The following is a 23,727-nucleotide window of genomic DNA, read 5'->3' as shown; positions in this document are numbered from 1 at the left end:
GGTTGGAGACAGATCCGTAGGAGCCGGCCTGCTGGCGAACCCTGTCGATCAGCACCGAACTCGGTGGCTGACACCCTGCATTCGCCAGCAAGCCGGCGCCTACAGATGACCGCGATTATTCAGCCACATCGCGGGTGAATGACAGATCGGATTCGCCAGCAAGCCGGCGCCTACGGGATTTCGCTCCATCAGAGGAAAGGGCAATCCGACCCTCAAGCTGAAGAAGCCGGAAATCAGATCCCGCTCAGCGCCAGGTCCATCGCGAAGTACGTGAAGATCAGGTCCGCACCCGCGCGCTTGATGGCGCCGAGGGTTTCACGCACCACGCGGTCTTCGTCGATGGCCCCGGCCTGTGCGCCGAACTTGATCATCGCGTACTCACCACTGACCTGATAGGCCGCCAGCGGCAGGTTCGACGCTTCGCGGATGTCACGGATGATGTCCAGGTACGCGCCGGCCGGCTTGACCATCAGCGCATCGGCGCCTTCGGCCTCGTCCAGCAGCGATTCGCGCAACGCCTCGCGGCGGTTCATCGGGTTCATTTGGTAGGTTTTGCGGTCACCCTTGAGCGCGGAGCCGCCGGCTTCGCGGAACGGACCGTACAGCGCCGAAGCGAACTTGGTCGAGTACGCCATGATCGGCGTCTGGGTGAAACCGGCGGCGTCGAGGGCAGCACGAATCGCTTTCACCTGCCCGTCCATCGCGGCTGACGGGGCAATCACGTCAGCACCGGCACGCGCTGCCATGACGGCCTGCTTGCCGAGGTTTTCAATGGTTGCGTCGTTGTCGACATGGCCGCCGTGCATCACGCCGCAATGACCGTGGTCGGTGTACTCGCAGAAGCAGGTGTCGGACATCACGATCATTTCCGGCACGGCGGACTTGATGGTGCGCGAGATCCGCGAAACAAGGCCGTTTTCCTGCCATGTGTCGCTGCCGGTGGCGTCCAGGTGGTGGGACACGCCAAAGGTCATCACCGACTTGATGCCGGCACGGGCATAACGCTCGACTTCCTGCGCCAGTTTCGACTCGGGGATACGCTGCACGCCGGGCATGCTGTTGATCGGTACGAAGTCGTCGATTTCTTCTTCGACGAAGATCGGCAGCACCAGATCGTTCAGGGTGAATTCGCTCTCCTGAAACAGCGCGCGGAAGTTTTCGTTGCTGCGCAGACGGCGTGGACGGGCAGCGGGAAACAGACTGGACATGGCGGTTCCTGAGCTAAGAATATCCGGAAGCTCGCCGGACCCAACACGTCCGGCGATATCAATGGCGCGAAGCTTATGCCTGCGCCGGTTTCGATTCAAACGCCGTGACAAGAAAGTCCCTTGCATCAGCTGCAACAGTGCGCAGAAGCGGTGTGCAGAAACAGGGTGCAGAACCAACGCAACGGCGCCGGGTCATTTAGCAATGCCGCAGCCTTTTCGCTTGCGCATCGCCAGAGTGAGGCCGACCTTGAGCAACCCGTCCGATCAGCGCAACAACCGTTCTCTGGACGGCCTCAACTTCTTTCTGGCGGACGTGCGCGACGGTCTTGGGCCTTATCTCGCGATCTATTTATTGGCGGTGCACAAGTGGGACCCGGCGAGTATCGGACTGGTCATGACCCTCGCCGGCATCGCTGCGCTGGTCACGCAAACGCCGGCGGGTGCGCTGATTGACCGCACCCGCAGCAAGCGGCTCTTTGTAATTGTTTCGGCATTAGCGGTGACTGCCGGGTGTCTGGTGCTGCCGTTCATTCACTCGTTCACCTGGGTGGCGATCACCCAGAGCATCAGCGCCATTGCCGGCTCGGTATTCGCCCCGGCCATCGCCGCCATCTCCCTGGGCATCACCGGGCCCAAGGCGTTTACCCGCCGGACCGGACGCAACGAAACCTGGAACCACGCCGGCAACGCCTGCGCAGCGCTGTTGGCCGGCGTCTTTTCATGGATGTTCGGGCCGATTGCGGTGTTTTACCTGATGGCGTTCATGGCGCTGGCGAGCATCGTCGCTGTCGCATTTGTCGATGCCTCGGCGATTGACCATGATATCGCGCGCGGCTTCGACCCCAACCATGACCAGGGCGATGACCAGCCCAGTGGCTGGGCGGTATTGCTGCACAATCGACCGTTGCTGGTGTTCGCCATCTGCTGCGGCCTGTTTCACCTGGCCAATGCGGCGATGCTGCCGCTGGTGAGTCAGAAGCTCTCGCAGATCGACGTCAACCTTGCCACGCCGCTGACCTCCGCCTGCATCGTCGCGGCGCAGCTGGTGATGGTGCCGGTGGCCTGGCTGGTGGGCGCCAAAGCCGACGTGTGGGGACGCAAACCCTTGTTGCTGGCGGGCTTCATTTTTCTGCCGCTGCGGGGCGTGCTGTATGTCATGTCCGACAACCCGTACTGGCTGGTCGGTGTGCAATTGCTGGACGGTATCGGCGCCGGGGTGTTTGGCGCGTTGCTGCCCTTGGTGGTCAAGGACCTGACGCGCGGCACCGGGCGCTTCAACGTCAGTCTGGGCGCCATCTCGACGGTGTTTGGCCTGGGCGCGGCGCTGAGCAACGGCCTGGCCGGGCTGGTCGTCCGCGAGGCCGGCTACAGCGCAGCGTTCTTGACGTTGGCGGCAATTGCGGCGGTGGCGTTTGTGCTGCTGTGGCTGGCGGTGCCGGAAACCGGCGAACGGGTGACCTACGATCAGCCCCACGGCGCGCCGGCGACCTGATCGGCCGGGTCAACGGTCGGGAGTGGTACTCGCGCCCTCCCCCAGTTCGCGCTGCATGATCACCGTGTCCAGCCAGCGGCCATGCTTGAAGCCAACGGACTCGAACACGCCGACCTGGCGAAAGCCCAGTCGCGCGTGCAGCCGGATAGACGCGCTGTTTTCGCTGTTGCCGATGATCGCCACCATCTGCCGGCGGCCGGATTCCATGCAGTGCTGGATGACCGCCGCCAGCAACGCGTGGCCAATCCCGAACCCGGCCATGCCCTCGCGCACGTAAACCGAATCTTCCACGGTGAAGCGATAGGCCGGGCGCGGCCGGTACAGGGTCGCGTAACCGTAACCGACCACTTCACCGTCGCGCTCGGCGACCAGATAGGGCAAACCGTTGGCGCAGATGTCGGCGCGGCGCTGCAGCATGTGCTCAACGGTAGGCGGCTCCAGCTCAAAGCTGGCGGTGCCGTGGATCACATGATGGGCGTAGATCGCCTGCACGGCGGGCATATCGGAATCGCGGGCGTCACGCAGGATCAGTTCGTCGGCCATGGCATTTCCTTTCCAGATCAGAATTCGCAGGAAGCAGAGCTTGCCCGTGAAACAAGCGGCCTGTCCAACCCGGTTGTGGCCTGTGCCCAGGGGTTTCGCGGTACCTGCAGGCTCGACGAACGCTGGCGCCGCGATTGGTCTAGAATGCCGCCCTTTCCCACTGCCGACCCGCTGCCCACCGATGAATGCCGACGCCCTCGACCTGCTCGACACCCACCTTCAGAACGCCCTCGCCGACGCACCCGCCGAGACCCGCCGGCTGTTTCACGGCCGTGGCCGACGCTGGCCGGGGCTGGAACAACTGACCGTCGACTGGATGCAGGGCGTGGTGCTGGTGTCGTTGTTCAAGGCGCCGGCCGCTGATGAGCTGGAAGCACTGAAGCAGCGCCTGTTCAGACTGATCGAGTCACCGACGTGGCAGCAATCCCGCGCCCATACGCTGTTGTTGCAGCACCGTTATCTGCCCGACAGCGACACCGATGCACTGCTGGGCGAGGTGCTGGAGGAGTGGACGCTGACCGAGGGCGGCCTGCGCTATCTCGTGGATTTCGGCAAAAAACAGAACACCGGGCTGTTCCTCGACATGCGCTATGGCCGCGACTGGGTGCGGGCCAATGCGGTGGGCAAGCGAGTGCTGAACCTGTTTGCCTACACCTGCGGGTTTTCGGTGGCAGCGATCGAGGGGGGCGCGGATTTCGTGGTCAATCTGGACATGTCCCGGGCGGCGCTGAGTCGCGGTCGCGACAACCACAGGCTGAATGGCCATGACCTGAGCAAGGTCACCTTTCTCGGCCACGAGCTGTTCAAGTCCTGGGGAAAAGTGAAGAGCACCGGACCGTATGACTTGGTGATCATCGACCCGCCGTCGTTTCAGAAAGGCAGTTTTTTGCTGACCAAGGATTATCAACGGGTGCTGCGCAAATTGCCGGAGCTGTTGACCCCTGAGGGCACGGTGCTGGCCTGCATGAACGACCCGTTGCTGGGCGCGGACTTCCTCATCGAAGGCGTGACCCGCGAAGCGCCAGGGTTGCGGTTTGAACAACGCCTGGAAAACCCACCGGAATTTGCCGATGCAGAGGCAGAAGGTGGGTTGAAAGCGCTGGTGTTTCGCCAAGGATGATCGCGCTGCAGGCGCTGCTTTCGTGGGACCGGCCTCAGCCGGAAACAGATCGTTCCCACGCTCCGCGTGGGAATGCCTGCCCGGACGCTCCGCGTCATGCATATGGCCCTCACACCAGGCGACGCGGAGCGTCGCGGGCTGCATACCCACGCGGAGCGTGGGCACGATCGAAGTAATCGCAGTGCATCAGTGGGACCGGCTTCAGCCGGGAATGGGCCGGTATCAACGCCGTAGTGTTACGCACTCAACCGCGAGATCACGTCATTCAACCCCACCGACAACACATGCAAATCCTGACTCGCGGTTTGCGTGCGCTGGACGTTGCTCTGGTTGGTGGTGGCGATGGCGGTGATTTCGGTCAGGTTGCGGGAGATGTCCTCTGCCACTGACGTCTGCTCTTCCGCAGCCGTGGCAATCTGGCGGTTCATGTCGCGGATGGCTTCCACCGCCGAGGTAATGCGTTCCAGCGAGGAGCCTGCCAGCGCCACTTGATCAACGCTTTCCTGGCTGCGTGCCTGCCCGCTTTCAATGGCCTGGGCAGCATCGACGGCGCCGGTCTGCACCGAGCTGATGATCTGGTTGATTTCCGCCGTCGACGCCGCCGTGCGCTGGGCCAGCGTGCGCACTTCGTCAGCGACCACCGCAAAACCGCGCCCGGCATCGCCGGCACGGGCCGCTTCGATGGCCGCGTTCAGCGCCAGCAGGTTGGTCTGCTCGGCGATGCCGCGAATCACTTCCAGCACCTTGCCAATCCGCCCGCTGTCGGTTTCCAGACGACGAATGACATTGGCGGTGTTGCTGATCTCGGTGCGCATCTGGGTGATCGCCGTGATGGTCGCGCCCATCACCTGGCTGCCTTCCTGGGAGCTGCGATCCGCTTCGTCAGCGGCCTGGGCGGCCTGAGCCGCATGACGGGCGACTTCCTGGGCAGTGGCGGACATTTCAGTCATCGCCGTCGCCACCTGGTCGGTGCGCTCGAACTGCTCGTGAGTGCCCTGAGCCATTAACGCGGCAATCGCCTTCAGCTCCCCGCCGGCACTGTCCAGGTCGGTGGTGCTGCGCTTGAGGCGGGTAAAAGTGTCCGCGAGGAAATCCCGAAGGGTATTGGCAGCAACGGCCAGACGCCCCAACTCATCCTGACGGGTGATGCTGACGCGGTCACTGAACCGGCCCTGACTCAGTTGCGCAACGTATTCGATGAGCATGCGGATCGGGTCGACGATGTTGCGGTTGACCACCCACAGGGTCAACACCCCCACCAGCAGCGCCGAGGCGAGCATGACCAGCGTGCCGATAAGGATGGTCTGGTCGGCCGTACTGCTGAGGATTTTCGACTGCTCGTCACTCTGTTTGCGCAGGCCAGCCACCAAGCCGGTCATCTGCTCGCTGGCGGCACGGTCGACGCCTTTCACGGCCATGTCACCGGCGACCGGATCACCGCCGGCGGCGATGTAAGCATCACGGCCCTTGCGATAAGCCACACCGAGGCTGCGGTGCTCGTTGCGCAGCGCATCGATCTGGGTTTTGGTCGTCGGATCCAGCCCGTCCATTGCACTCAGGCTGCCGAGGATGTCCTGCACCTGACGCTCCTGATCTTCGAACTGCGCCCAGAATTTATCGCGATCGGCCGGCTGCTTGCCGCGCAACAGCACGTTCTTCCACTCCTGCACCTGAACCTTGAATTGCAGGTTGGCCTGATCGACCAGTTGCGAAGCGTGCAACGGCCCTTCAAGCAGACCGCGATAAGCGTGTACGTTGCTGGACAGGAACTGGAAACACGCGAGGGCAATCAGCACGACCAGCACGAGGCTGCCGATGAGCAGCGCGAGGATCTGCAATCTGAGGGATTTCGACATACGAGGATCTCAAAAGGGAGGACAACCTGCTCCGAGGATCACCCGGAGTTTTTGCGGCTTGCCACATCCCTGTGCCATCGCGTCGGATCGATCCGAAAACGAGGCGCCTACAGAGAGTGATTCGACTCCATGCAGGGGTTCTTGAAGACCGGCCCGACGGATCCGACGAGCGGCTGAAAAGCGTCAAGAGTACGCCATTCAGCCCCGTCAAGCGGTTGTCGAAACGTGCTGAACGGGATTCAGATGAGTGCGTACGAAGCAGCGATCACTCCCGCTGACCGAACACGTGGGAAGGCCGGCGCAATACCGGGTCGAAAGGGTTGATCTTCTGGCTGATTGCCGTCGCCTCGCGCTTGAGCATGTCCACCACCGTGGGCATGCGGTCTGCACTGAGGCGGTCGCTGATGGTGGCCACGCTCAAGGCCGCCACCGCCCGGCCATCCCGATCGAGAATAGGCACCGCCAGACCCGCCATGCCTTCCAGCACGCCGGTGTTGCGCGCGGCATAGCCGGTACGCCGCACCGTGTCGATTTCCGAGCGCAGCATCACCTCGTCGTACAGGTGGAAATCCCGCAGGCGCGGCAGGTTGTAGCGGATCACCGTCTCGCGTTCTTCTTCCGGCAGAAACGCCAGGATGGCCAGACTGCCCTGCCCCACGCCCAGCGCCACGCGGCCGCCGATATCACCGGTGAAGGTTCGGATCGGGTACGGCCCTTCGCTGCGGTCCAGGCACACCGCATCGAAACCACTGCGGGCGAGCAGAAACAACGAGTCCCCCAACGAGGCCGACAGGCGTAGCAAACTCGGACGCACCAAGTCGCGCAGGTTGCCGGACTGCCCGGCGCGCGCTGCCAGGGCGAAGAATTCAAGACTCAGGCGGTAACGCTTGCTGCGCACGTCCTGCTCGACCATGCCCTCGTCCATCAGGCTGCGCAGCAAGCGGTGGGTCGTCGGTTGCGACAGCCCAATCTGTTGCGCCAACTGCGTCACACGTTCACTGCCATCGGGGCAATCGCCCAGCGCCCGCAGCACCGCAAACAGCCGCGAGACCGCGCCAACGCCTGTTTCCCTCTCAACATTATTCCGATCAGTGGAATTCATATGACACGACTTCCCGTTTCTTTTCGCTGAATGAATGAATCTGAAAAAACTACTCACTCAATGAAATTGCTCGTTGAGCGCATCCTAGTCTTGGGCCTAGGATCAGTCCACAGGGCGATTTGAATAACAGCGGCAGCCGACATTGATCGAGCGCCAGCGTCCCCGGCCACACGCAGCACTTCTCTTCGCATCTGCCCATAAAAAACGCGCGCCTTCGGTGCGCACGAAAAAAGGTGGAACGTAGCCATGGCTTTTCTTCAACTCCAGGCACTGTGCAAGCGCTACGGCCCTGTCGATGCAGTCGTCGCCACTGACCTTTCCGTGGAGCAAGGCGAATTCGTCTCCCTGCTCGGTCCCTCCGGCTGCGGCAAAACCACCACCCTGCAAATGATCGCCGGCTTCGTTGACGTCAGCGCCGGCCGCATCCTGCTGGATGGCCGCGACATTACCCACGCCAAACCGGCCAGTCGCGGCCTCGGCGTGGTGTTCCAGTCCTACGCGCTGTTCCCGCACATGAGCGTGCGCGACAACGTGGCTTTCGGCCTGAAAATGCGCAAAGTCTCTGCCGCCGACATCGAGCGCCGCGTCTCCCGGGTGCTGGAGCTGGTGCGCCTCACGCCCCATGCCGAGCGTTACCCGCGCGAGCTGTCCGGCGGGCAGCGTCAGCGCGTGGCCCTGGCCCGGGCGCTGGTGATCGAGCCGCCGGTGCTGCTGCTGGATGAGCCCCTGTCCAACCTCGACGCCAACCTGCGCGAAGAGATGCAGTTCGAAATCCGCCGCATCCAGCGCGAAGTCGGCATCACCACCCTGATGGTCACCCACGACCAGGCCGAAGCGCTGTCCATCAGCGACCGCGTCGTGGTCATGCAGGCCGGGCGTATCACCCAGATCGACGAGCCCTACAACCTCTACGAACACCCGCGTACGCGTTTCATCTCCGGCTTCGTCGGCAAGGCCAATCTGCTGCGCGGCGATCGCGATGCCAGCGGCGCGGCCCAGGTGCGCCATGAGCCAGGCGACGGCGAACTGGTGCTGAGCCTGCGCCCCGAGAAAATCGATCTGGTGCCTGCCGGGACTGGCCGTCTGCAAGGGCGCGTCGTCATGCGTTACTTCCTCGGCAGCCAGTGGCTGTACCGCATCGAAACGCCCATCGGCGAAATCACCGTGGTGCGCCGCAACGATGGCGACGCGCCGATGAACGAAGGCTTCGCGGTGGGGCTGGACTGGCCTTCGGAGCTGCTGCGCGTGTTGAGCGTCGACGAGGTGCCGGCATGAGTGTGCTGCGCGACACCGGACGCGGGTACCTGCTGTCGGCGCCGGCCCTGGCGCTGTTCTTCGGGCTGCTGGTGCTGCCCCTGATGCTGACGCTGGTGCTGTCGTTCAACGTGTTCGACTACGAAGTCGGGGTCAAGGGCGGTGAATGGACGCTGGCGCAGTACGCCAATCTGGTCACCGATTCTTACTTCTACGAGATCTTCCTGCGCACCTTCTGGATCAGCGCGCTAGTGACCCTGTTGTGCGTAGTGATCGGCGTTCCCGAGGCCTACATTCTCAGCCGCATGGGCACCCCGTGGCGCTCGATTTTCCTGATCCTGATCCTCACGCCGCTGCTGATTTCGGTGGTGGTGCGGGCGTTTGGCTGGAGCCTGTTGCTGGGCGCCGACGGCTTGATCAATCAGGCGATCCAGGCCCTCGGCGGTCGCCCGATCAAGATGCTCTACACCCCGTTCGCAGTGATTCTCGCGCTGGTCCACGTGATGCTGCCGTTCATGATCATCCCGGTGTGGACCTCGCTGCAGAAACTCGACGCCTCCGCCGAACAGGCCGCGTTGTCCCTGGGCGCCACTCAGGCGCAAGTGATGCGCATGGTGGTGTTGCCCCAGGTCATGCCCGGCGTGCTGTCGGGGACGTTGATCGTCTTCGGCCTGTCAGCGAGCTCGTTTGCCATCCCCGGATTACTCGGCGGGAGGCGGCTGAAGATGGTCGCCACCGTCGTCTACGACCAATACCTCTCGGAACTCAACTGGCCCATGGGCGCGGCGATTGCCGTGGCGCTGCTGCTGATCAACCTGTTGGTCATGCTGTCGTGGAACCGGCTGGTCGAAGGCCGTTATAAAAAATCCCTGGGGGAATGAGCGATGCCCAGAAACGGTCCTCTGGCCCTTTCGTTTCACGCCCTGGTGGTGATGTTTATGCTGGCGCCGCTGGTGGTGGTGTGCCTGGTGGCGTTCACCCCGGAAAACACCCTCAGTCTGCCGTGGCACGGGTTTTCCCTGCGCTGGTTCAGGGCGGTGTTCGAGCGCGCCGACTTCATTCAGTCGTTCTACAACAGCCTGATTCTGGCGGTGGTCGCGGCCACCCTGGCGACGTTGATTGCGGTGCCGGCGGCATTGGCGATCACCCGCTACCGCTTTCCCGGCCGCGACTTTCTCAACGGCCTGTTCCTGTCGCCGATCATCATTCCCCATCTGGTGCTGGGGGTGGCGATGCTGCGCCTGTTCGCGCTGATGGGCGTGAACGGCAGTTTCGTCTGGCTGATGTTCGCCCACGTGGTGGTGATCACGCCGTACGTCTTGCGTCTTGTTATTGCCGCGTCTATCGGCATGGACCGCAGCGCCGAGCAGGCCGCCGAATCCCTCGGTGCCAGTCGCTTCACCCTGTTTCGCCTGATCACCTTGCCGATGATCCTGCCCGGTGTGGCCGGTGGCTGGCTGCTGGCGTTCATCAACAGCTTCGACGAGGTCACGCTGTCGATTTTCGTCACCTCGCCGTCGACCCAGACCCTGCCGGTGCGCATGTACGTGTACGCCACCGAATCCATCGACCCGATGATGGCCGCCGTGTCCGCGCTGGTCATTGCCCTGACGGCGGCGACCATGATCATCCTCGACCGGGTGTATGGGCTGGACCGTGTGCTGGTGGGGAGGCATTGATGACTGTTCAGTTCACCGATCAGTTCACCGATCAGCTCACCGATCTGCCCACCGAAGATTGCCTGAAGGAGCGCGCGCCATGGCATTGCTGAAACGACTGGCCGAACGCGATCGCGCCGTGCTGCCCTTCACCCTCGACGGCCAGCCGGCGAGCGGTTTGCAGGGCGATACATTGCTCACGGCGGTGCTGACGGCGAAGGATTCGTTGCGCGGCAGCGACTTCAGCGGCGAACCTCGCGCGGGCTTCTGCCTGATGGGCGCGTGCCAGGATTGCTGGGTGAAACTGGGCGACGGTCGCCGGGTGCGCGCTTGCTCGACGATGCTGGAAGCCGATGTTTTCGTGAGTCGCGAGCCGGGGCGCAGCGTATGAACGAGGCGAAAAACGGGATTTTGAACGAGCCTTTTGAAGTGCAAGCCGGCCCCGTTGCGAGTACGGTCATCGTCGGCGCCGGGCCGGCCGGGATTCGCGCGGCGCAGACGCTGCTCGCCCACGGTCTGCGCCCTTGTCTGCTGGATGAAAGCCTGCGCGGCGGCGGTCAGGTCTATCGTCGCCAGCCGGAGCATTTCAAGCGTTCGGCCAAGGCGCTGTACGGTTTCGAAGCGGGCAAAGCCGAGTCGGTTCACGCCACCCTCGATCAGTTGCAGCACGAGATCGACTACCGCCCCGAAACGCTGGTGTGGAACGCCGAAGCACGCACCCTCGACACGCTGCGCAATGGCCGCGCGGCGCAGGTGCCGTTCAAGCATCTGATCGTTGCCACCGGCGCCACCGATCGCATCCTGCCGGTGCCAGGCTGGACGTTGCCCGGCGTCTACAGCCTCGGCGCGGCACAGATCGCGCTGAAGTTTCAGGGCTGCGCCATCGGTGAGCGCGTGGTCTTCGCCGGCAGCGGGCCGCTGTTGTATCTGGTGGCGTATCAGTACGCCAAAGCCGGCGCGACAGTGGCGGCAGTGCTCGACAGCTCGCCGTTTTCCGCCCAGGCCCGCGCCCTGCCCGCGCTGCTCGGGCAGCCGTCGACGCTGGCAAAAGGGCTGTATTACCGCGCCTGGCTGACCGCCCACGGTATTCCGGTGCATCAAGGGGTTCATCTGCACGATATTCAGGGCGAGCGGCGGGTCAGCGGGGTCAGCTGGCAACAGGGCAATCAACGGAAAAACCTCGCCTGTGACGCCGTCGCATTCGCCCATGCGCTGCGCAGCGAAACCCAGTTGGCCGATCTGCTCGGTTGCGAGTTCAGCTGGAGCGCGCTGAATCGCGCTTGGCTGCCCACCCGTGACGCCGCCGGACGCAGTAGCGTCGAGGGCGTTTATCTGGCCGGCGATGGCGCTGGCATCATGGGCGCCGACGCCGCCGAAATGGCCGGTGAACTGGCGGCGCTGACCTTGCTCGGCGACATCGGTTACCGCATCGACCGCGCCCGCAGCATCGAACTGCAGCGGCAACTGGAAGCGATCCAGCGGTTTCGCCAGGGGTTGGAAACCGCGTTCCCGTTCCCCGAAGACTGGGCGGCCAAGGCGCCGGACCGCCTGACCGTTTGCCGCTGCGAGGAAGTCAGCGCCGGCGACATCCGTCAGACCGTCGCCGAGGGTCACTGGGAGATCAACCGGGTCAAGGCCATGTGCCGGGTCGGCATGGGCCGCTGTCAGGGGCGCATGTGCGGATTGGCCGCGACGGAAATCGTCGCTCACGCCTCGGGGCGCGACATTGCCAGCGTCGGACGATTGCGCGGACAGGCGCCGATCAAGCCGCTGCCGTTTGGCGTGGAGGCAGAGCAATGAGCCAGCCCTTTGAAGTGGATGCGGTGGTGATCGGCGGCGGGATTGTCGGTGCGTCGGCGGCGCTGTTTCTCGCCCTGAGCGGCAAACGCGTGGCGTTGCTGGAGCGGGATTTTTTCGGATCGCATTCAAGCGGTGTGAACTACGGCGGCGTGAGGCGTCAGGGCCGTCCGTTGTCGCAACTGCCGCTGTCCCGGCGCGCCCATGAAATCTGGGGGGACCTGCGCGCGTTCATCGGCACTGACGGCGAATACGTGCGCTCGGGGCATCTCAAGCTGGCCCGCAGTGACAAGGACATGGCCGCGCTGGTCGCCTATGAGCAAGCGTCACGTGGGTTCGGGATGGAGCTGCAGTTGCTCGATCACGCTCAGTTGCGCGCGCGCTTCCCCTGGGCTGGCGACGTGGCGGTGGGCGCTTCGCTGTGCGCTGAGGACGGCCATGCCAATCCGCGCCTCGTCTCCCCGGCGTTCGCCTCTGCCGCACGCCGCGCTGGTGCGCAGACGTTCGAGCAGGCCCACGTCAGTGAAGTCGCCCATGACGGGCAGTCGTTTCTGGTGCGGACCGCCAGCGGCCTGAGCTTTCGAGCGCCGTGGCTGCTCAATTGCGCCGGCGCCTGGGCAGCTCAGTTGGCCCGGCAGTTCGGCGAACCGGTGCCGATGCGTGCGGGCCATCCGGCGATGCTGGTGACCGAGCCGCTGCCGATGTTCATGGACGTCAGCACCGGCGTCGAAGGCGGCGGGATTTATGCGCGGCAGGTGGCGCGGGGCAATTGCGTGCTGGGCGGCGGCCAGGGTTTTCCGCTGGACCCGGCCACCGCGCGTCCCGGTCAGGCGGCGATTCTGGAGATCCTGCGCAACGCCGTTGAACTGTACCCGCCGCTGGCCGGTGCCCAGGCCATTCGCACCTGGAGCGGCACCGAAGGTTATTTGCCCGACCGCGAGCCGGTCCTGGGGGCCAGTTCGACGCAACCCGGTTTGCTGCACGGCTTCGGCTTTGCCGGATCGGGCTTTCAGATTGGCCCGGCGGCGGGCGAGGCCCTGGCGCAGATGGTCTGTGCCGGGGCGTCGAACATCGATCTGGGCGCGTTCTCGATCAATCGTTTTCAAACACATCCGCCACTGCAGCTGCAATCACACCCCCCAACGCCCGCCATCGTCGTGCCGTCCGGCACCGATAACGTCACTCCATTGTTCAGAGGAAGGTCGAACCCATGACTCACATGAAACGTGTTGCCCTGACTGGCTTGTCTTGCCTGCCGCTTGCCGTGTTGCTGGCATCGATGCCCGCACAGGCTGAACCGACGCTGTACCTGGGCATGAACGGCGGCACCATGGAGCGTTTGTACGCCGACCATGTGCTGCCGGCGTTCGAGAAGGCCAACAACGTCAAGGTGGTGATCGTGCCGGGCACCTCCTCGGACATCCTCGCCAAGGCCCAGGCCAGCAAGGACAACCCGCAGATGCACGTGATGTTCCTCGACGACGGCATCATGTACCGCGCCATTTCCATGGGCCTGTGCGGCAAGCTGAACCCGAGCGCGAGCCTGGCGGACATTCCGGCCAAGGGCAGGATCAAGGAAGAAGCAGTGGCCGTGAGCCTTGGTGTCACCGGGCTGGCCTACAACACCAAAATGTTCAAGGACAACGGCTGGAGCGCGCCGACGTCCTGGGCCGACATGACGGACCCTCGCTACAAGGAGAAGTTGGTGTTCCAGTCGCTGGCCTCCTCCACGTTCGGGCTGCACGGCTTTCTGATGTTCAACCGGTTGCAGGGCGGCAACGAAACCAACGTCGAGCCGGGTTTCAAGGCATGGCCGAAGACCGTCGGGCCGAACGTGCTTGAGTACATCGCCAGTTCGGCAAAGATCTCGGAAATGGTGCAGACCGGCGAAGCGGCGCTGTTCCCGCTGACGCCGACCCAGGTGACCGCGCTCAAGCTCAAGGGCGTGCCGGTGGAATACGCGCCGCCGAAGGAAGGCGGTGTGGTGCTGAACGTGGCCGAATGCACCATCGCCAACAACGACCAGCCGGAACTGGCGCAGAAACTCGCGGCCTTCCTGCTGACCCCGGAAGCCCAGGCGCCGGCCCTGGAAATGGGCGACCAGATCCCGTCCAACCCGAAAACCCCGACCACCGACAAGACCCGTGGCCAGGTTGAAGCCATGAATAAATACCTGGAAACCGCCGTGACCATCGACTGGGATCAGGTCAACCAGGTCCGTCCGGAATGGAACGCCCGCTGGAGCCGCACGATCGAGCGGTAGGTGCAGCCGGCAGGTCGAGCGCATCAGTCAATGGCAGATACCAAACTGTGTAGGAGCGCGCTTGCCCGCGAAGGCGGTATTCCAGACGCTAAAGATGTAGCGGATGCACCGGCCTCTTCGCGGGCAAGCGCGCTCCTACAGGTGTCCGCGTAGTGTCAGGGGGGACCGCACGCCTTGAGTGGGACCGGCTTTAGCAGGGAAGGCGTCGGCAGTCGCGCTGCAAGATTGTGGGTATACACGCTGGCCTCTTCCCGGCTAAAGCCAGTCCCACTAAAGCGCCGCGTGTCCTGTGGGACCGGCTTTAGCCGGGAAAGCGTCGCAGGCCATACCGCAAAATGGAGGGCGCGCACGCTGGGCTCTTCCCGGCTAAAGCCGGTCCCACTAATCGACCGCGATCCCATAGTAGGACCGGCTTTAGCCGGGAAAGCGTCGCAGGCCATACCGCAGAATGGATGGCGCACACGCTGGCCTCTTCCCGGCTAAAGCCGGTCCCACTAATCGAGCGCGATCCAATAGTAAGACCGGTTTTAGCCGGTCTCTGAACCGGAACGCCGCAACTCACACCACATATGCACCTTCGAGACGTACTGTTCCCCTACCGCCACCGCATACGGCTCGACCCCGAACGCCTCAAATCCCATCCTTTCATACAAGCCCTGCGCGCCGCGATTGCCGTCGGTCACCGTCAACTGGACGAGCAACAGCTGCGGCTGGCTCCGGGCATAGGCCAACACACTGCGGATCAGGTCATGCCCAACGCCTTTCCCCCGATGCGCGTGGGGAACGTACATCCCAAACAGCGTGGATTTGTGACGCGCCTTTTTTCGGGTTTCAAGAGAGAGGCCGGCAACCCCCAGCAAGTGCCTTCCTTCAACGGCGCCGAACACCACCTCCGTCGCGTCAGGCCCGACCACAAGCCGCTTTTCCCACCAACTGATCGGCAAGGCTTCGCGCTCGCCGACGTCGGACGTAAACGCATCAGGATGGAGGGCGTACGCTTCGAGCATCAGGGCTCGATAAGCCGGGGCATATTCAGGGGTCAGTCGCTTAATGGTTGTGGTCATCGAAGTCACACGGCAGGGTCGAGCGTTGATTATGTGGCTCAGCCCGCGTAACGACTACCGACTGGGCGCAGAATAAACAAACGCTCTCTCCCGTTGTGCCCGTTCGTTCATGCATCAACGTGCACCACACGGCGAAACACCTGGTTTTTACGCTGGCTATTGCAAAAACCCTGCTCATCGCTGCAACCTCCACGGTTTGTGCGGCTCAGACTATTTCGCGACAGGTAAAATCGCGCACCGTGGGCGCGTCAGTTCGAGGGAGATTTTCATGCGTTTCAGATCATTCATCCAGTGTCTCGCTGTTATGCCCCTGGCGCTGCTGATGGCAGGGACGGCCGTGGCCGGCGAAGAAACGCAGCTGATTCAGTCAATCAATATCTACCGCAGCCAGGCCCAGCCTTGCGCCAATGTGGCGTCGAGCGAGCTGCCGCCGCTCAACAGCGACCCGCGCCTGAACCTGCCCGCCAGTGGCACGGTCGATCTGCAGCCGATGCTCGCGCGGGCGTCGTATCCGATGGTCAGCGTCCAGGCGATCACCCTCTCGGGCCCGCGCGACGCGCAAGCGGCCATGGCGGCGATTCAGGAGAGTTTTTGTCAGGTCGTGCTCAATCCGCAGTTTGTCGACATCGGCGTCAGCCGCAACGACCGTGACTGGCGCATCGTGCTGGCGCGTCCACTGCTCGCAGGCGGGTTGGGTAATGCGCAGGCCGAGGGCCAGAAACTGCTTGGCCTGATCAATGAAGCGCGCAAGCAACCGCAGCAATGTGGCGCTCAGTCGTTCTCCGCTGCTGCCCCGCTGGTGTGGAACGACACCCTGATGAGCGCAGCCGAAAGCCACTCGCGCTCCATGGCCAACAACAACTATTTTGATCACAAGGGTCGCAACGGCGGGACACCGGGGGATCGTGCGGAGCTGGCCGGGTATATCGGCCAGCAGATCGGCGAGAACATTGCCGCCGGGCAGGACAACGCGCGCAAGGTGGTCGAAGGCTGGCTCGCCAGCCCCGGCCATTGCGCCAACCTCATGAACCCGCAGTTTCATGATCTGGGCGCTGCTTACGCCACCGACCCGAAGAGCGACGCCGGCATCTACTGGACGGCGCTGTTCGGGGTGCAGTAAGCGCTGATGGGCGCGCGAGCCGCCTTATCAAGCGGCTCGGCGATTACAGCCCGTCCGCTGCATGCAGCGTGCGCAGGTCGACATCCGCCGCGCTTTTCTTCTGCCAGACCGGCCAGTATTCAACGCGCTTGGACTCGACCGACGCCTTGTTGCTCTCAAACCAGCTCAGGGATTTCGGCGAGTTGGTCACCAGCTTGGTGTCGGCAATCCAGTCCTTGAAGTCGCTGGACTGCGAGCTGTATTCCGCTTTCGGATCGCGGGCGACCGGCCATGGCGAGAAGCGCGCTTTCCACATGCCCATGCGCGGGATGACCATCGAATAGTAGGTCTTGCCCGGGGCCAGATCGGCTTCCATGAAGTCCGCCGCTTCCGAGACCACCATGAAGGTGTGGTGGCCCGGCGTCGTCGGGTAGGCGACCTTGGTGCCGTTGGACAGAATGCCGATGAACTGGGTCTTGCCGCCGGTCACGTCATAAACGGACGCATCGATGGCCTTGGCCATGAACGCACTGCGCATGAAAACGACTTGGGTGCTGTCTTGGGGACTGGCTTCGATGACCTGATTGTCGGCAGGTTTCATCATGGACGAACAGCCGGTCAGCACCAGTGTGCCAACCAACGCCAGAATGTGGGTAATGCGCATTTACAGCTCCTTGGGGAAAATATCCGGCCCGAAAACGGATCGGGCCCAGGGCTGTATCGGCGCTCTCACTGTTCTCTTAAATAAAAAATCACGGAAAAGGCTCTGGGACGGCCGTTCCAGGACGGATTGATAAATCGCGCAGCGGATTATCCCGCCTGGATGGCCGATTCGGAAACCTGCCCACCCCCCACGCTCGCCTCGGTGTAATGCCGCCGGTGCGCCAGCGCCTGACCCTGTTCATCGAACAGATGGCAGCGATGGCCCTGCACACCGACGCGCAGCAATTGCCCCGCCTTGACCGCCGACATCCCTTCCCCCTTGACCATCAGATCATGACCTTCGTCGGTTTGCGCGTGGGTAAACGTCTCGCCGCCCAAATGCTCGACCACCAGGGTTTTTACCGGAATCTGCGCATCGCCCTCGCCCCGGTCCGACAGATGCTCGGGACGCAGGCCCAGGGTCAATGCGTCGCCCGCTTTCACCTGCTCGCCATTCACCGGAACCCACAACAACTCGCCACCGGGCAGGCTGACCTGGACGCCGTCGGCACTGATGGCGACCGCCGTCACCGGCAGAAAACTCATCTGCGGCGAGCCGATAAAGCCCGCGACGAAGCGGTTGCGCGGATGGTGATACAGCTCCAGCGGCGAGCCCACCTGCTCGATGCAGCCCTTGTTGAGCACCACGATTTTGTCAGCCAGGGTCATGGCTTCGACCTGGTCATGGGTGACGTAGACCATGGTCGCCTGCAGGTCAGCGTGCAGCTTGGCAATCTCGATGCGCATCTGCACGCGCAGGGAGGCATCAAGGTTGGAAAGCGGTTCGTCGAACAGAAACACTTCCGGCTCATGGACGATGGCGCGGCCGATGGCGACGCGCTGACGCTGCCCGCCAGACAGGGCCTTGGGCTTGCGGTCGAGCAGAGGTTCGAGCTGCAGGATGCGTGCGGCGTTGCGCACCTTGGCTTCGATCTGGTCTTTGGGGGTCTTTTGCATTTTCAGCCCGAAGGCGATGTTGTCGTAGACCGACATGTGCGGGTACAGCGCGTAGGACTGGAACACCATGGCCACGCCGCGATCGGCCGGTTCAAGGTAGGTCACGTCCCGGGCGCCGATACGAATCTGCCCCTGGGTGATGCTCTCCAGGCCAGCGATGCAGCGCAGCAAGGTTGACTTGCCGCAGCCCGAAGGCCCGACGAAGACCACGAACTCGCGGCTCTCGATACTCAGGTGGATGTCATGCAAGACCTTGATCTCGCCATAAGCTTTCTCGACGCCACTCAAACTGAGCTCAGTCAAAATCGTATCCCCTGAATTATTGTTGTTTGGGCATTCCTGTCACAGGCAGCAACGGCGACGGCACGCTGACTTGACAGCCATGCATTTCGTCCTACGATCATTTGTAATTCGTAAATTACAAATGTCAAGGAACTCGCCAGAACGGGCTTACCTGCCCCGCATTCCGGCCAGGGAAGACCATCAGTACCCTGCATGCATCGCTAAGCACATGTCCCGCGTAACCCTCACCCACAACAATAATGAGGTCACGTCAATGAAGAAGCTGGTATGGAATGCCCTCGCCCTGTCGATCGCGCTAGGTTCCGGCGCCGCGCAGGCCTGGACGCTGGAAGAGGCCGCCGCGCCGTACAAGGGCACCGAAATCAAGGCAATTTTCCTCGACCGCCCTGGTTACGCCGCCGCCATCAAACTGCTGCCGGAGTTCGAAAAGAAAACCGGCATCAAAGTCAGCTACGAAACCGTCCCCTATGAGAATAGCCGCGAACGCGAGGTCTTGAGTTTCACCTCCGGTGAGCAGCTCGACGTCGTGCTGACGGACGTGGTGTGGATCGGCGAATTCGCCGGCAACGGCTGGCTTGAACCGGTCACCACCTTCACCCAGGACGCCAAGCTCGCCGACCCGGACCTCAAGCTGGAAGGGTTCTTCCCGATCCTGCTGGAGTCGTTCGGCAGTTGGGACAAACAGACCTACGGCCTGCCGTTCGATAACTACTCCGGCCTGCTGTTCTACAACAAGTGCATGCTCAAGGACGCCGGCTTCGAAAAGCCGCCGGCCACGTGGGACGAGCTGCTCAAGGACTACGCGCCCAAACTCACCGACAAGGCCAAGGGCCGGTACGCCTACGCCCTGCAATCGCGGCGCGGTGAAACGCAATCGGCGGACAGCTTCATGCGGTTCCTCTGGCCGTTCGGCGGCTCGCTGCTGGACGACAAATTCAAGTCCAACCTCAATTCCAAGGCGTCCCAGCAAGGCCTGCAATTTCGTCAGGACCTGATGAAATACATGCCGCCGGGCATCGTCGATTACGACCACAACGAAGCGGTCAACGCCCTCGCCCAGGGTAAAGTGGCGATGATCACCGAATGGTCGGCGTTCTACGGCACCCTGGCCGACCCGACAAAATCCAAGATCACCGATTGCCTCGCCGTGGCCACCGAACCCAAAGGCCCGGCCGGTCTGAAGCCGGCCCTGGGCGGTTTCTCTCTGGGCGTAAACGCCAAGTCCGACGAAAAACAGAAGGGGGCAGCGTGGCTGTTCATTCAGTGGGTCACGTCCGAAGCCATGGCCCGGCCGTATCTGGACGCCGGTGGCGTGAGCGGGCGGATGTCGGTGTACAAGGACGCCGACGTGCAGAAGAAATACCCGTTCGTGCAGCCGATGGTGACCTCGTGGGAAGGCGGCGTGCCTGACTACCGCCCTCGCTTCCCGCAATGGCCGGAGATTTCCGAAGTGGTCGGCGAAAACGGCACCGCGATCATGCTCGGCAAAACCAGCGTGGAGGCCGGCGCCAAGGCGATTGGCAGCAGGATGGAGGAGATCCTGAAGAAGGCGGGGTATTACGACGGCAAAGCTAAGCTATTGAAGTAATACCCCACCTGTAGGAGCGCGCTTGCCCGCGATTGCAATGTGTCTGCGACATGTCCAGTTCTGACATACCGCAATCGCGGGCAAGCGCGCTCCTACAGGGGCTCGGCCGTCTGTCCCTGATCGACTCGAGACTCACCTCCATGCCGAACAAGAAAAAAACCCCGTTCCCGACCCTGTGGAACAACACCCGCGCCGCCTTTGCCTTTCTTGCGCCGGCCACCGTTGCTTTAGCGCTGATCGGCATCTTTCCGACGGTGTTCGCGCTGGTCAACTCGTTCCGCCAGTACAACCTCGCCCGGCCAAAAGACGCGACGCCTTTCATCGGCTTCGACAACTACCTCAACGTGCTCAATGACGCTTCGTTCTGGGCCGCGCTGGGGCGAACCGGGCTGTTTCTCATCACGGTGGTGCCGATCCAGCTGGCGCTGGGGCTGATCATCGCGTTGATGCTGCACAAGCCCGGTCTGTCCGGTTTCAAGCTGCTGGCGCGCATGAGCCTGGTCATCCCGCTGGCCACCGCGCCCGCCGTGGCCGGGCTGATTGGCCGGCTGATCTTCAATCGCGATTTCGGTGTGGCCAACGCCCTGCTCTCACTGGTCAATGCCGGGCCGGTCGAATGGCTGGGCGACACCACCAACGCGTTTATTGCCGTGGCGCTGATGGACATCTGGCAATGGACGCCCTTCTGCGCGCTGGTGCTGCTGGCCGGGCTGACCATGGTGCCCAATGAAATCGAAGAGGCCGCGCGCCTCGAAACCCGCAGCCGCTGGCAGATCGTGCGTTACGTGCAGCTGCCGTTTCTGCTGCCCAGCGCGACGGTGATTTTGATTCTGCGCACCGCTGACATCCTCAAGATGTTCGACACCGTGTTCACCATGACCCGCGGCGGGCCGGGTGCGGCGACCGAACTGGTCAGCGTGTACATCCAGCGCATCGGCTTTCGTGTGTTCGATCAGGGCGTCGCGTCGGCGCAGGCGATCCTCATGCTGATCCTGACCATCGTGCTGGCCCGGCTGTACATCAAATTCGTTTATCGGGAGATCTGACATGGCCATCGTTGCAGCTGCACAAAACCCGGCCACCCCCGCCCTCGTTGGCCCGCGGGCGAGAGTCAATGGCTGGCATCTGGTCGGCCTGCTGGCGATCTTCCTGTTCGCGGTGTTTCCGTTCTACTGGATGGTCGCCACCAGCCTCAAGACCCAGGCCGAAGCCCTCGCCTCGCCGCCGATCTGGGCGTTCACGCCGCACCTGGATAACTACGTAAAAGTGCTGTTCGAGCGCGACGTGCTGCACAGCCTCGGCAACTCGCTGATCGTCGCGGTCTGCACCACCGTGCTCGCGGTTGGCCTCGGCACACCGGCGGCTTATGCGCTGGCGCGGTTTGAATTCAAGGGCAAGGAGGACCTGTGGTTCTGGTTCATCACCAACCGCATGCTCAGCCCGATCGTCGTGGCGCTGCCGATCTTTCTGATGGCGCGCAACATGGGCCTGATCGACACCCATCTGGTGCTGATCCTGATCTACCTGACCTTCAACCTGCCCATCGTGGTGTGGATCTGCACCGACCAGTTTCGCGGCGTGCCGAAGGACCTGGACGAAGCCGCGCGGCTGTCGGGCGCGTCCCGTTTCACCATCTTCTGGCGCATCGCCTTGCCGCTGGCGATGCCGGGGGTGGCGGTGTCGGCGATCTTTTCGTTCATCTTTTCCTGGAACGAGCTGCTCTATGCGCTGGTGCTGACGCGCAACATCGCCCGCACCGCGCCCGTGACCGCCACCAGTTTCATGAGCGGCTACGACTTGCCCTGGGGCGAGATCATGGCCACCGGCACACTGATCGTGTTCCCGGTGATTATCTTCGCGTTGATGGTTTCCAAGCATCTGGTACAAGGGCTGACCATGGGCGCCGTGAAATAGACGCCCCGCTTTACCGGCCACAGTAAGGACACCGCCGTGCAAAACCTTTACCCGGAAACCCCCGTCAACACCGAACCGGTGAACGCCGAGGACCAGCTCAATATTCGCATCGCCTGGTCCTATTACGTCAACAACATGACCCAGCAGCAGATTGCCGACCGATTGGGCATCACCCGTGTGCGGGTCAACAAGGCCCTGGCGACGTGCCGCGAAACCGGCGTGGTGCAGATTCGCATCACTTCGCCGCTGGCCGCCTGCATCGAACTGGAAGACCGCCTGCAAACGCGTTTCGGCCTGCGTCGCGTGACCGTCGTGCCCTCGCCGGATGACCCGTCGAGCATCTTTCGTGTGCTCGGCGTCGGCATCGCGCCGAGCATCGAGCAATACCTCGTCGACGGCAGCATCGTCGCCGTGGGCTGGGGCCGCACGCTGCGCCAGGCGGTGCGCGAACTTTCCGCGCGGGCGCTGCCGAACCTGACCGTGCTGTCGCTGCTCGGTGGTCTGCATTACGGCTCGGCCAACAACACGGTGGAGATCGCCTCAAGCTTCGCCGGGCTGTTCGGCGGCTCCTGGTACTACCTCGCCGCGCCGGTGTTCGCGCCGTCGGAGCGCTACCGCGACATGTACCTCGAAGAGGCCTCGGTGCAGGCCGTGCTCGGTAAGGCGCGGCAGGCCGACCTTGCATTGCTCACCGTCGGTGATTTGAGCGAGCGCTCACTCATGCTGGAACTGGGGCTGGTCAATGATGAGGACGCGTCCTCGCTGCGTGCCGCCGGTGCCGTGGGCGATCTCCTCGGCCGCTGGCTGGACCGTAACGGCATCGAAGTCGATCACCCGCTGAACCGGCGCGCCGTCTCGCTGGACCTCGAAGACCTGCAGCGGATCAAGAAGGTCGTGCTGGTCTCCGGCGGGCCGTACAAGGCGGACATCATTCGCGCGGTGCTGCTGCGCAATTTCGTCCATGAGCTGGTCATCGACGAAAGCGCGGCCCGGCAACTCCTCGATGACAACTCATTATGACGACTGCCGCCTTCCCGGCTAAAGCCGGTCCTACCTTCCCTTCTGGAGCGATCGCGATGGCCCATCATGACTTTGGCGGCAAGCGGATTCTGGTCACCGGCGCGGGCAAGGGCATTGGCCGGGAAACCGTGCAGTGGCTGGAGCAGTGCGGCGCCGAGGTCATCGCCATGGGACGCAATCCGGAGGATCTGGCGTATTGCGCGCAAACGCTGGTGGCGGACCTGGCCGACGTCGACGCCACCCGCACGGCCGTGAGGTCGGTGCTGCCCATCGATCTGTTGGTCAACTGTGCGGGAGTGGTCGAGCTGGAGTCGTTTCTCGACACCTCGATCGAGACCTTCGATCACTTGATGGCGGTGAACACCCGGGCACCGATGGTCGTGGCGCAAATCGTCGCCCGCGACCTGATCGCTCGCGGTGTGCCGGGCGCCATCGTCAACGTCTCAAGCCTGGCTGCAGCGGTCGGCACCCGGGATCATCTGGCCTACTGTGCGTCGAAAGCCGCGCTGGATGCGATGACCCGGGTGATGGCCGTCGAGCTTGGCCCCCATGGCATTCGCGTCAACAGCGTCAACCCGGTGGTGACGTTGACGCCGATGGCAGACAAGGCCTGGAGCGACCCGGTCAAGGCCGGCGCGATGCTGTCGCGGATTCCCCTGGGCCGTTTCGTACAGCCCAGGGAAATCGCCGCGACCATCGCCTTCTTGCTCAGCGACGACGCCGGGATGATCAACGGCGTGACGCTGACCGTGGACGGCGGTTTCAGCGCGGGTTGAGCCGCACGACT

Annotated in this window: 22 protein-coding genes; 15 read left to right on the top strand and 7 right to left on the bottom strand. The window is 63.2% G+C overall.

Translation table 11 applies throughout. The features are described 5' to 3' along the window. Positions 1-233: 233 nt before the first annotated feature. Positions 234-1,208, bottom strand: coding sequence for a porphobilinogen synthase (hemB, locus tag L4G42_RS18495; RefSeq protein ID WP_237250911.1), 975 nt, complete (start codon positions 1,206-1,208; stop codon positions 234-236). A 247-nt stretch (positions 1,209-1,455) separates the two neighbouring features. Here hemB and L4G42_RS18490 point away from each other — a divergent pair, with 247 nt between their 5' ends. Next, positions 1,456-2,700 (top strand): MFS transporter, encoded by a 1,245-nt coding sequence (locus L4G42_RS18490; RefSeq protein WP_237250910.1) that lies wholly within the window; start codon positions 1,456-1,458, stop codon positions 2,698-2,700. A 9-nt stretch (positions 2,701-2,709) separates the two neighbouring features. Here L4G42_RS18490 and L4G42_RS18485 read toward each other — a convergent pair whose 3' ends face one another. Continuing rightward, positions 2,710-3,243: a GNAT family N-acetyltransferase gene (locus L4G42_RS18485; protein ID WP_237250909.1), complete on the bottom strand. Its 534-nt coding sequence runs from the start codon at positions 3,241-3,243 to the stop codon at positions 2,710-2,712. A gap of 181 nt (positions 3,244-3,424) precedes the next feature. Between L4G42_RS18485 and L4G42_RS18480 the strand changes: the two genes are divergently transcribed. Then, on the top strand, positions 3,425-4,363 hold the full coding sequence (locus L4G42_RS18480) for a class I SAM-dependent methyltransferase (RefSeq protein ID WP_237250908.1): 939 nt from the start codon (positions 3,425-3,427) through the stop codon (positions 4,361-4,363). Positions 4,364-4,599: 236 nt separating this feature from the next. Here the strand turns inward: L4G42_RS18480 and L4G42_RS26420 are convergent, their stop codons facing one another. Next, positions 4,600-5,304: a methyl-accepting chemotaxis protein gene (locus L4G42_RS26420; RefSeq protein WP_419789386.1), complete on the bottom strand. Its 705-nt coding sequence runs from the start codon at positions 5,302-5,304 to the stop codon at positions 4,600-4,602. Between the two features lie 1,180 nt (positions 5,305-6,484). Continuing rightward, on the bottom strand, positions 6,485-7,321 hold the full coding sequence (locus L4G42_RS18470) for an IclR family transcriptional regulator (RefSeq protein WP_237250906.1): 837 nt from the start codon (positions 7,319-7,321) through the stop codon (positions 6,485-6,487). A gap of 246 nt (positions 7,322-7,567) precedes the next feature. On the opposite strand from L4G42_RS18470, the gene L4G42_RS18465 reads away from it, so the two are divergent. The 7 genes from L4G42_RS18465 (at position 7,568) to L4G42_RS18435 (ending at position 14,293) form a co-directional block, all read left to right on the top strand. After that, positions 7,568-8,596 carry an ABC transporter ATP-binding protein gene (locus L4G42_RS18465; RefSeq protein ID WP_237250905.1) on the top strand — a complete coding sequence of 343 codons (1,029 nt, stop codon included), beginning with the start codon at positions 7,568-7,570 and terminating at the stop codon, positions 8,594-8,596. After that, the gene (locus tag L4G42_RS18460; RefSeq protein WP_237250904.1) at positions 8,593-9,456 is read left to right on the top strand and encodes an ABC transporter permease; all 864 of its coding nucleotides are present in this window, start codon (positions 8,593-8,595) and stop codon (positions 9,454-9,456) included. Before L4G42_RS18465 ends, L4G42_RS18460 begins: the two co-directional genes overlap by 4 nt. Before the next feature lie 3 nt (positions 9,457-9,459). Then, a complete protein-coding gene (locus tag L4G42_RS18455; protein WP_237250903.1) occupies positions 9,460-10,254 on the top strand; it encodes an ABC transporter permease in 795 nt (264 codons plus the stop codon). 79 nt (positions 10,255-10,333) lie between these two features. Beyond that, positions 10,334-10,624, top strand: coding sequence for a (2Fe-2S)-binding protein (locus L4G42_RS18450; RefSeq protein WP_237250902.1), 291 nt, complete (start codon positions 10,334-10,336; stop codon positions 10,622-10,624). 38 nt (positions 10,625-10,662) lie between these two features. Next, positions 10,663-12,033 carry an FAD/NAD(P)-dependent oxidoreductase gene (locus L4G42_RS18445; protein ID WP_237251039.1) on the top strand — a complete coding sequence of 457 codons (1,371 nt, stop codon included), beginning with the start codon at positions 10,663-10,665 and terminating at the stop codon, positions 12,031-12,033. Beyond that, the gene (locus L4G42_RS18440) at positions 12,030-13,244 is read left to right on the top strand and encodes an NAD(P)/FAD-dependent oxidoreductase (RefSeq protein ID WP_237250901.1); all 1,215 of its coding nucleotides are present in this window, start codon (positions 12,030-12,032) and stop codon (positions 13,242-13,244) included. The genes L4G42_RS18445 and L4G42_RS18440 overlap by 4 nt, the downstream gene beginning before the upstream one ends. After that, a complete protein-coding gene (locus tag L4G42_RS18435) occupies positions 13,241-14,293 on the top strand; it encodes an ABC transporter substrate-binding protein (RefSeq protein ID WP_237250900.1) in 1,053 nt (350 codons plus the stop codon). Before L4G42_RS18440 ends, L4G42_RS18435 begins: the two co-directional genes overlap by 4 nt. Positions 14,294-14,820: 527 nt before the next feature. Here L4G42_RS18435 and L4G42_RS18430 read toward each other — a convergent pair. After that, positions 14,821-15,357, bottom strand: coding sequence for a GNAT family N-acetyltransferase (locus tag L4G42_RS18430; protein ID WP_237250899.1), 537 nt, complete (start codon positions 15,355-15,357; stop codon positions 14,821-14,823). A 304-nt stretch (positions 15,358-15,661) separates the two neighbouring features. Between L4G42_RS18430 and L4G42_RS18425 the strand changes: the two genes are divergently transcribed. Beyond that, positions 15,662-16,477, top strand: coding sequence for a CAP domain-containing protein (locus tag L4G42_RS18425; protein ID WP_419789385.1), 816 nt, complete (start codon positions 15,662-15,664; stop codon positions 16,475-16,477). Positions 16,478-16,520: 43 nt separating this feature from the next. Here the strand turns inward: L4G42_RS18425 and L4G42_RS18420 are convergent, their stop codons facing one another. After that, positions 16,521-17,120, bottom strand: coding sequence for a hypothetical protein (locus L4G42_RS18420; RefSeq protein ID WP_237250897.1), 600 nt, complete (start codon positions 17,118-17,120; stop codon positions 16,521-16,523). 146 nt (positions 17,121-17,266) lie between these two features. After that, positions 17,267-18,418, bottom strand: coding sequence for an ABC transporter ATP-binding protein (locus tag L4G42_RS18415; protein WP_272903903.1), 1,152 nt, complete (start codon positions 18,416-18,418; stop codon positions 17,267-17,269). Between the two features lie 253 nt (positions 18,419-18,671). On the opposite strand from L4G42_RS18415, the gene L4G42_RS18410 reads away from it, so the two are divergent. From L4G42_RS18410 to L4G42_RS18390, 5 genes are all read left to right on the top strand, one after another. Then, the gene (locus L4G42_RS18410; protein ID WP_237250896.1) at positions 18,672-20,006 is read left to right on the top strand and encodes an ABC transporter substrate-binding protein; all 1,335 of its coding nucleotides are present in this window, start codon (positions 18,672-18,674) and stop codon (positions 20,004-20,006) included. Positions 20,007-20,146: 140 nt separating this feature from the next. After that, complete coding sequence (locus tag L4G42_RS18405; protein ID WP_237250895.1) at positions 20,147-21,052, top strand: carbohydrate ABC transporter permease; 906 nt, start codon at positions 20,147-20,149, stop codon at positions 21,050-21,052. 1 nt (position 21,053) lies between these two features. Next, a complete protein-coding gene (locus L4G42_RS18400) occupies positions 21,054-21,920 on the top strand; it encodes a carbohydrate ABC transporter permease (protein ID WP_237250894.1) in 867 nt (288 codons plus the stop codon). 36 nt (positions 21,921-21,956) lie between these two features. Continuing rightward, positions 21,957-22,940: a sugar-binding transcriptional regulator gene (locus L4G42_RS18395; protein ID WP_237250893.1), complete on the top strand. Its 984-nt coding sequence runs from the start codon at positions 21,957-21,959 to the stop codon at positions 22,938-22,940. Between the two features lie 56 nt (positions 22,941-22,996). Then, complete coding sequence (locus tag L4G42_RS18390) at positions 22,997-23,716, top strand: SDR family oxidoreductase (protein ID WP_237259454.1); 720 nt, start codon at positions 22,997-22,999, stop codon at positions 23,714-23,716. Positions 23,717-23,727 lie beyond the last annotated feature (11 nt).

The sequence above is a fragment of the Pseudomonas petrae genome (assembly GCF_021728295.1).
Taxonomy (GTDB): domain Bacteria; phylum Pseudomonadota; class Gammaproteobacteria; order Pseudomonadales; family Pseudomonadaceae; genus Aquipseudomonas; species Aquipseudomonas petrae.
The sequence above is the reverse complement of the archived record's forward strand: the minus strand, read 5'-3'. Positions and strand labels throughout refer to the sequence as shown.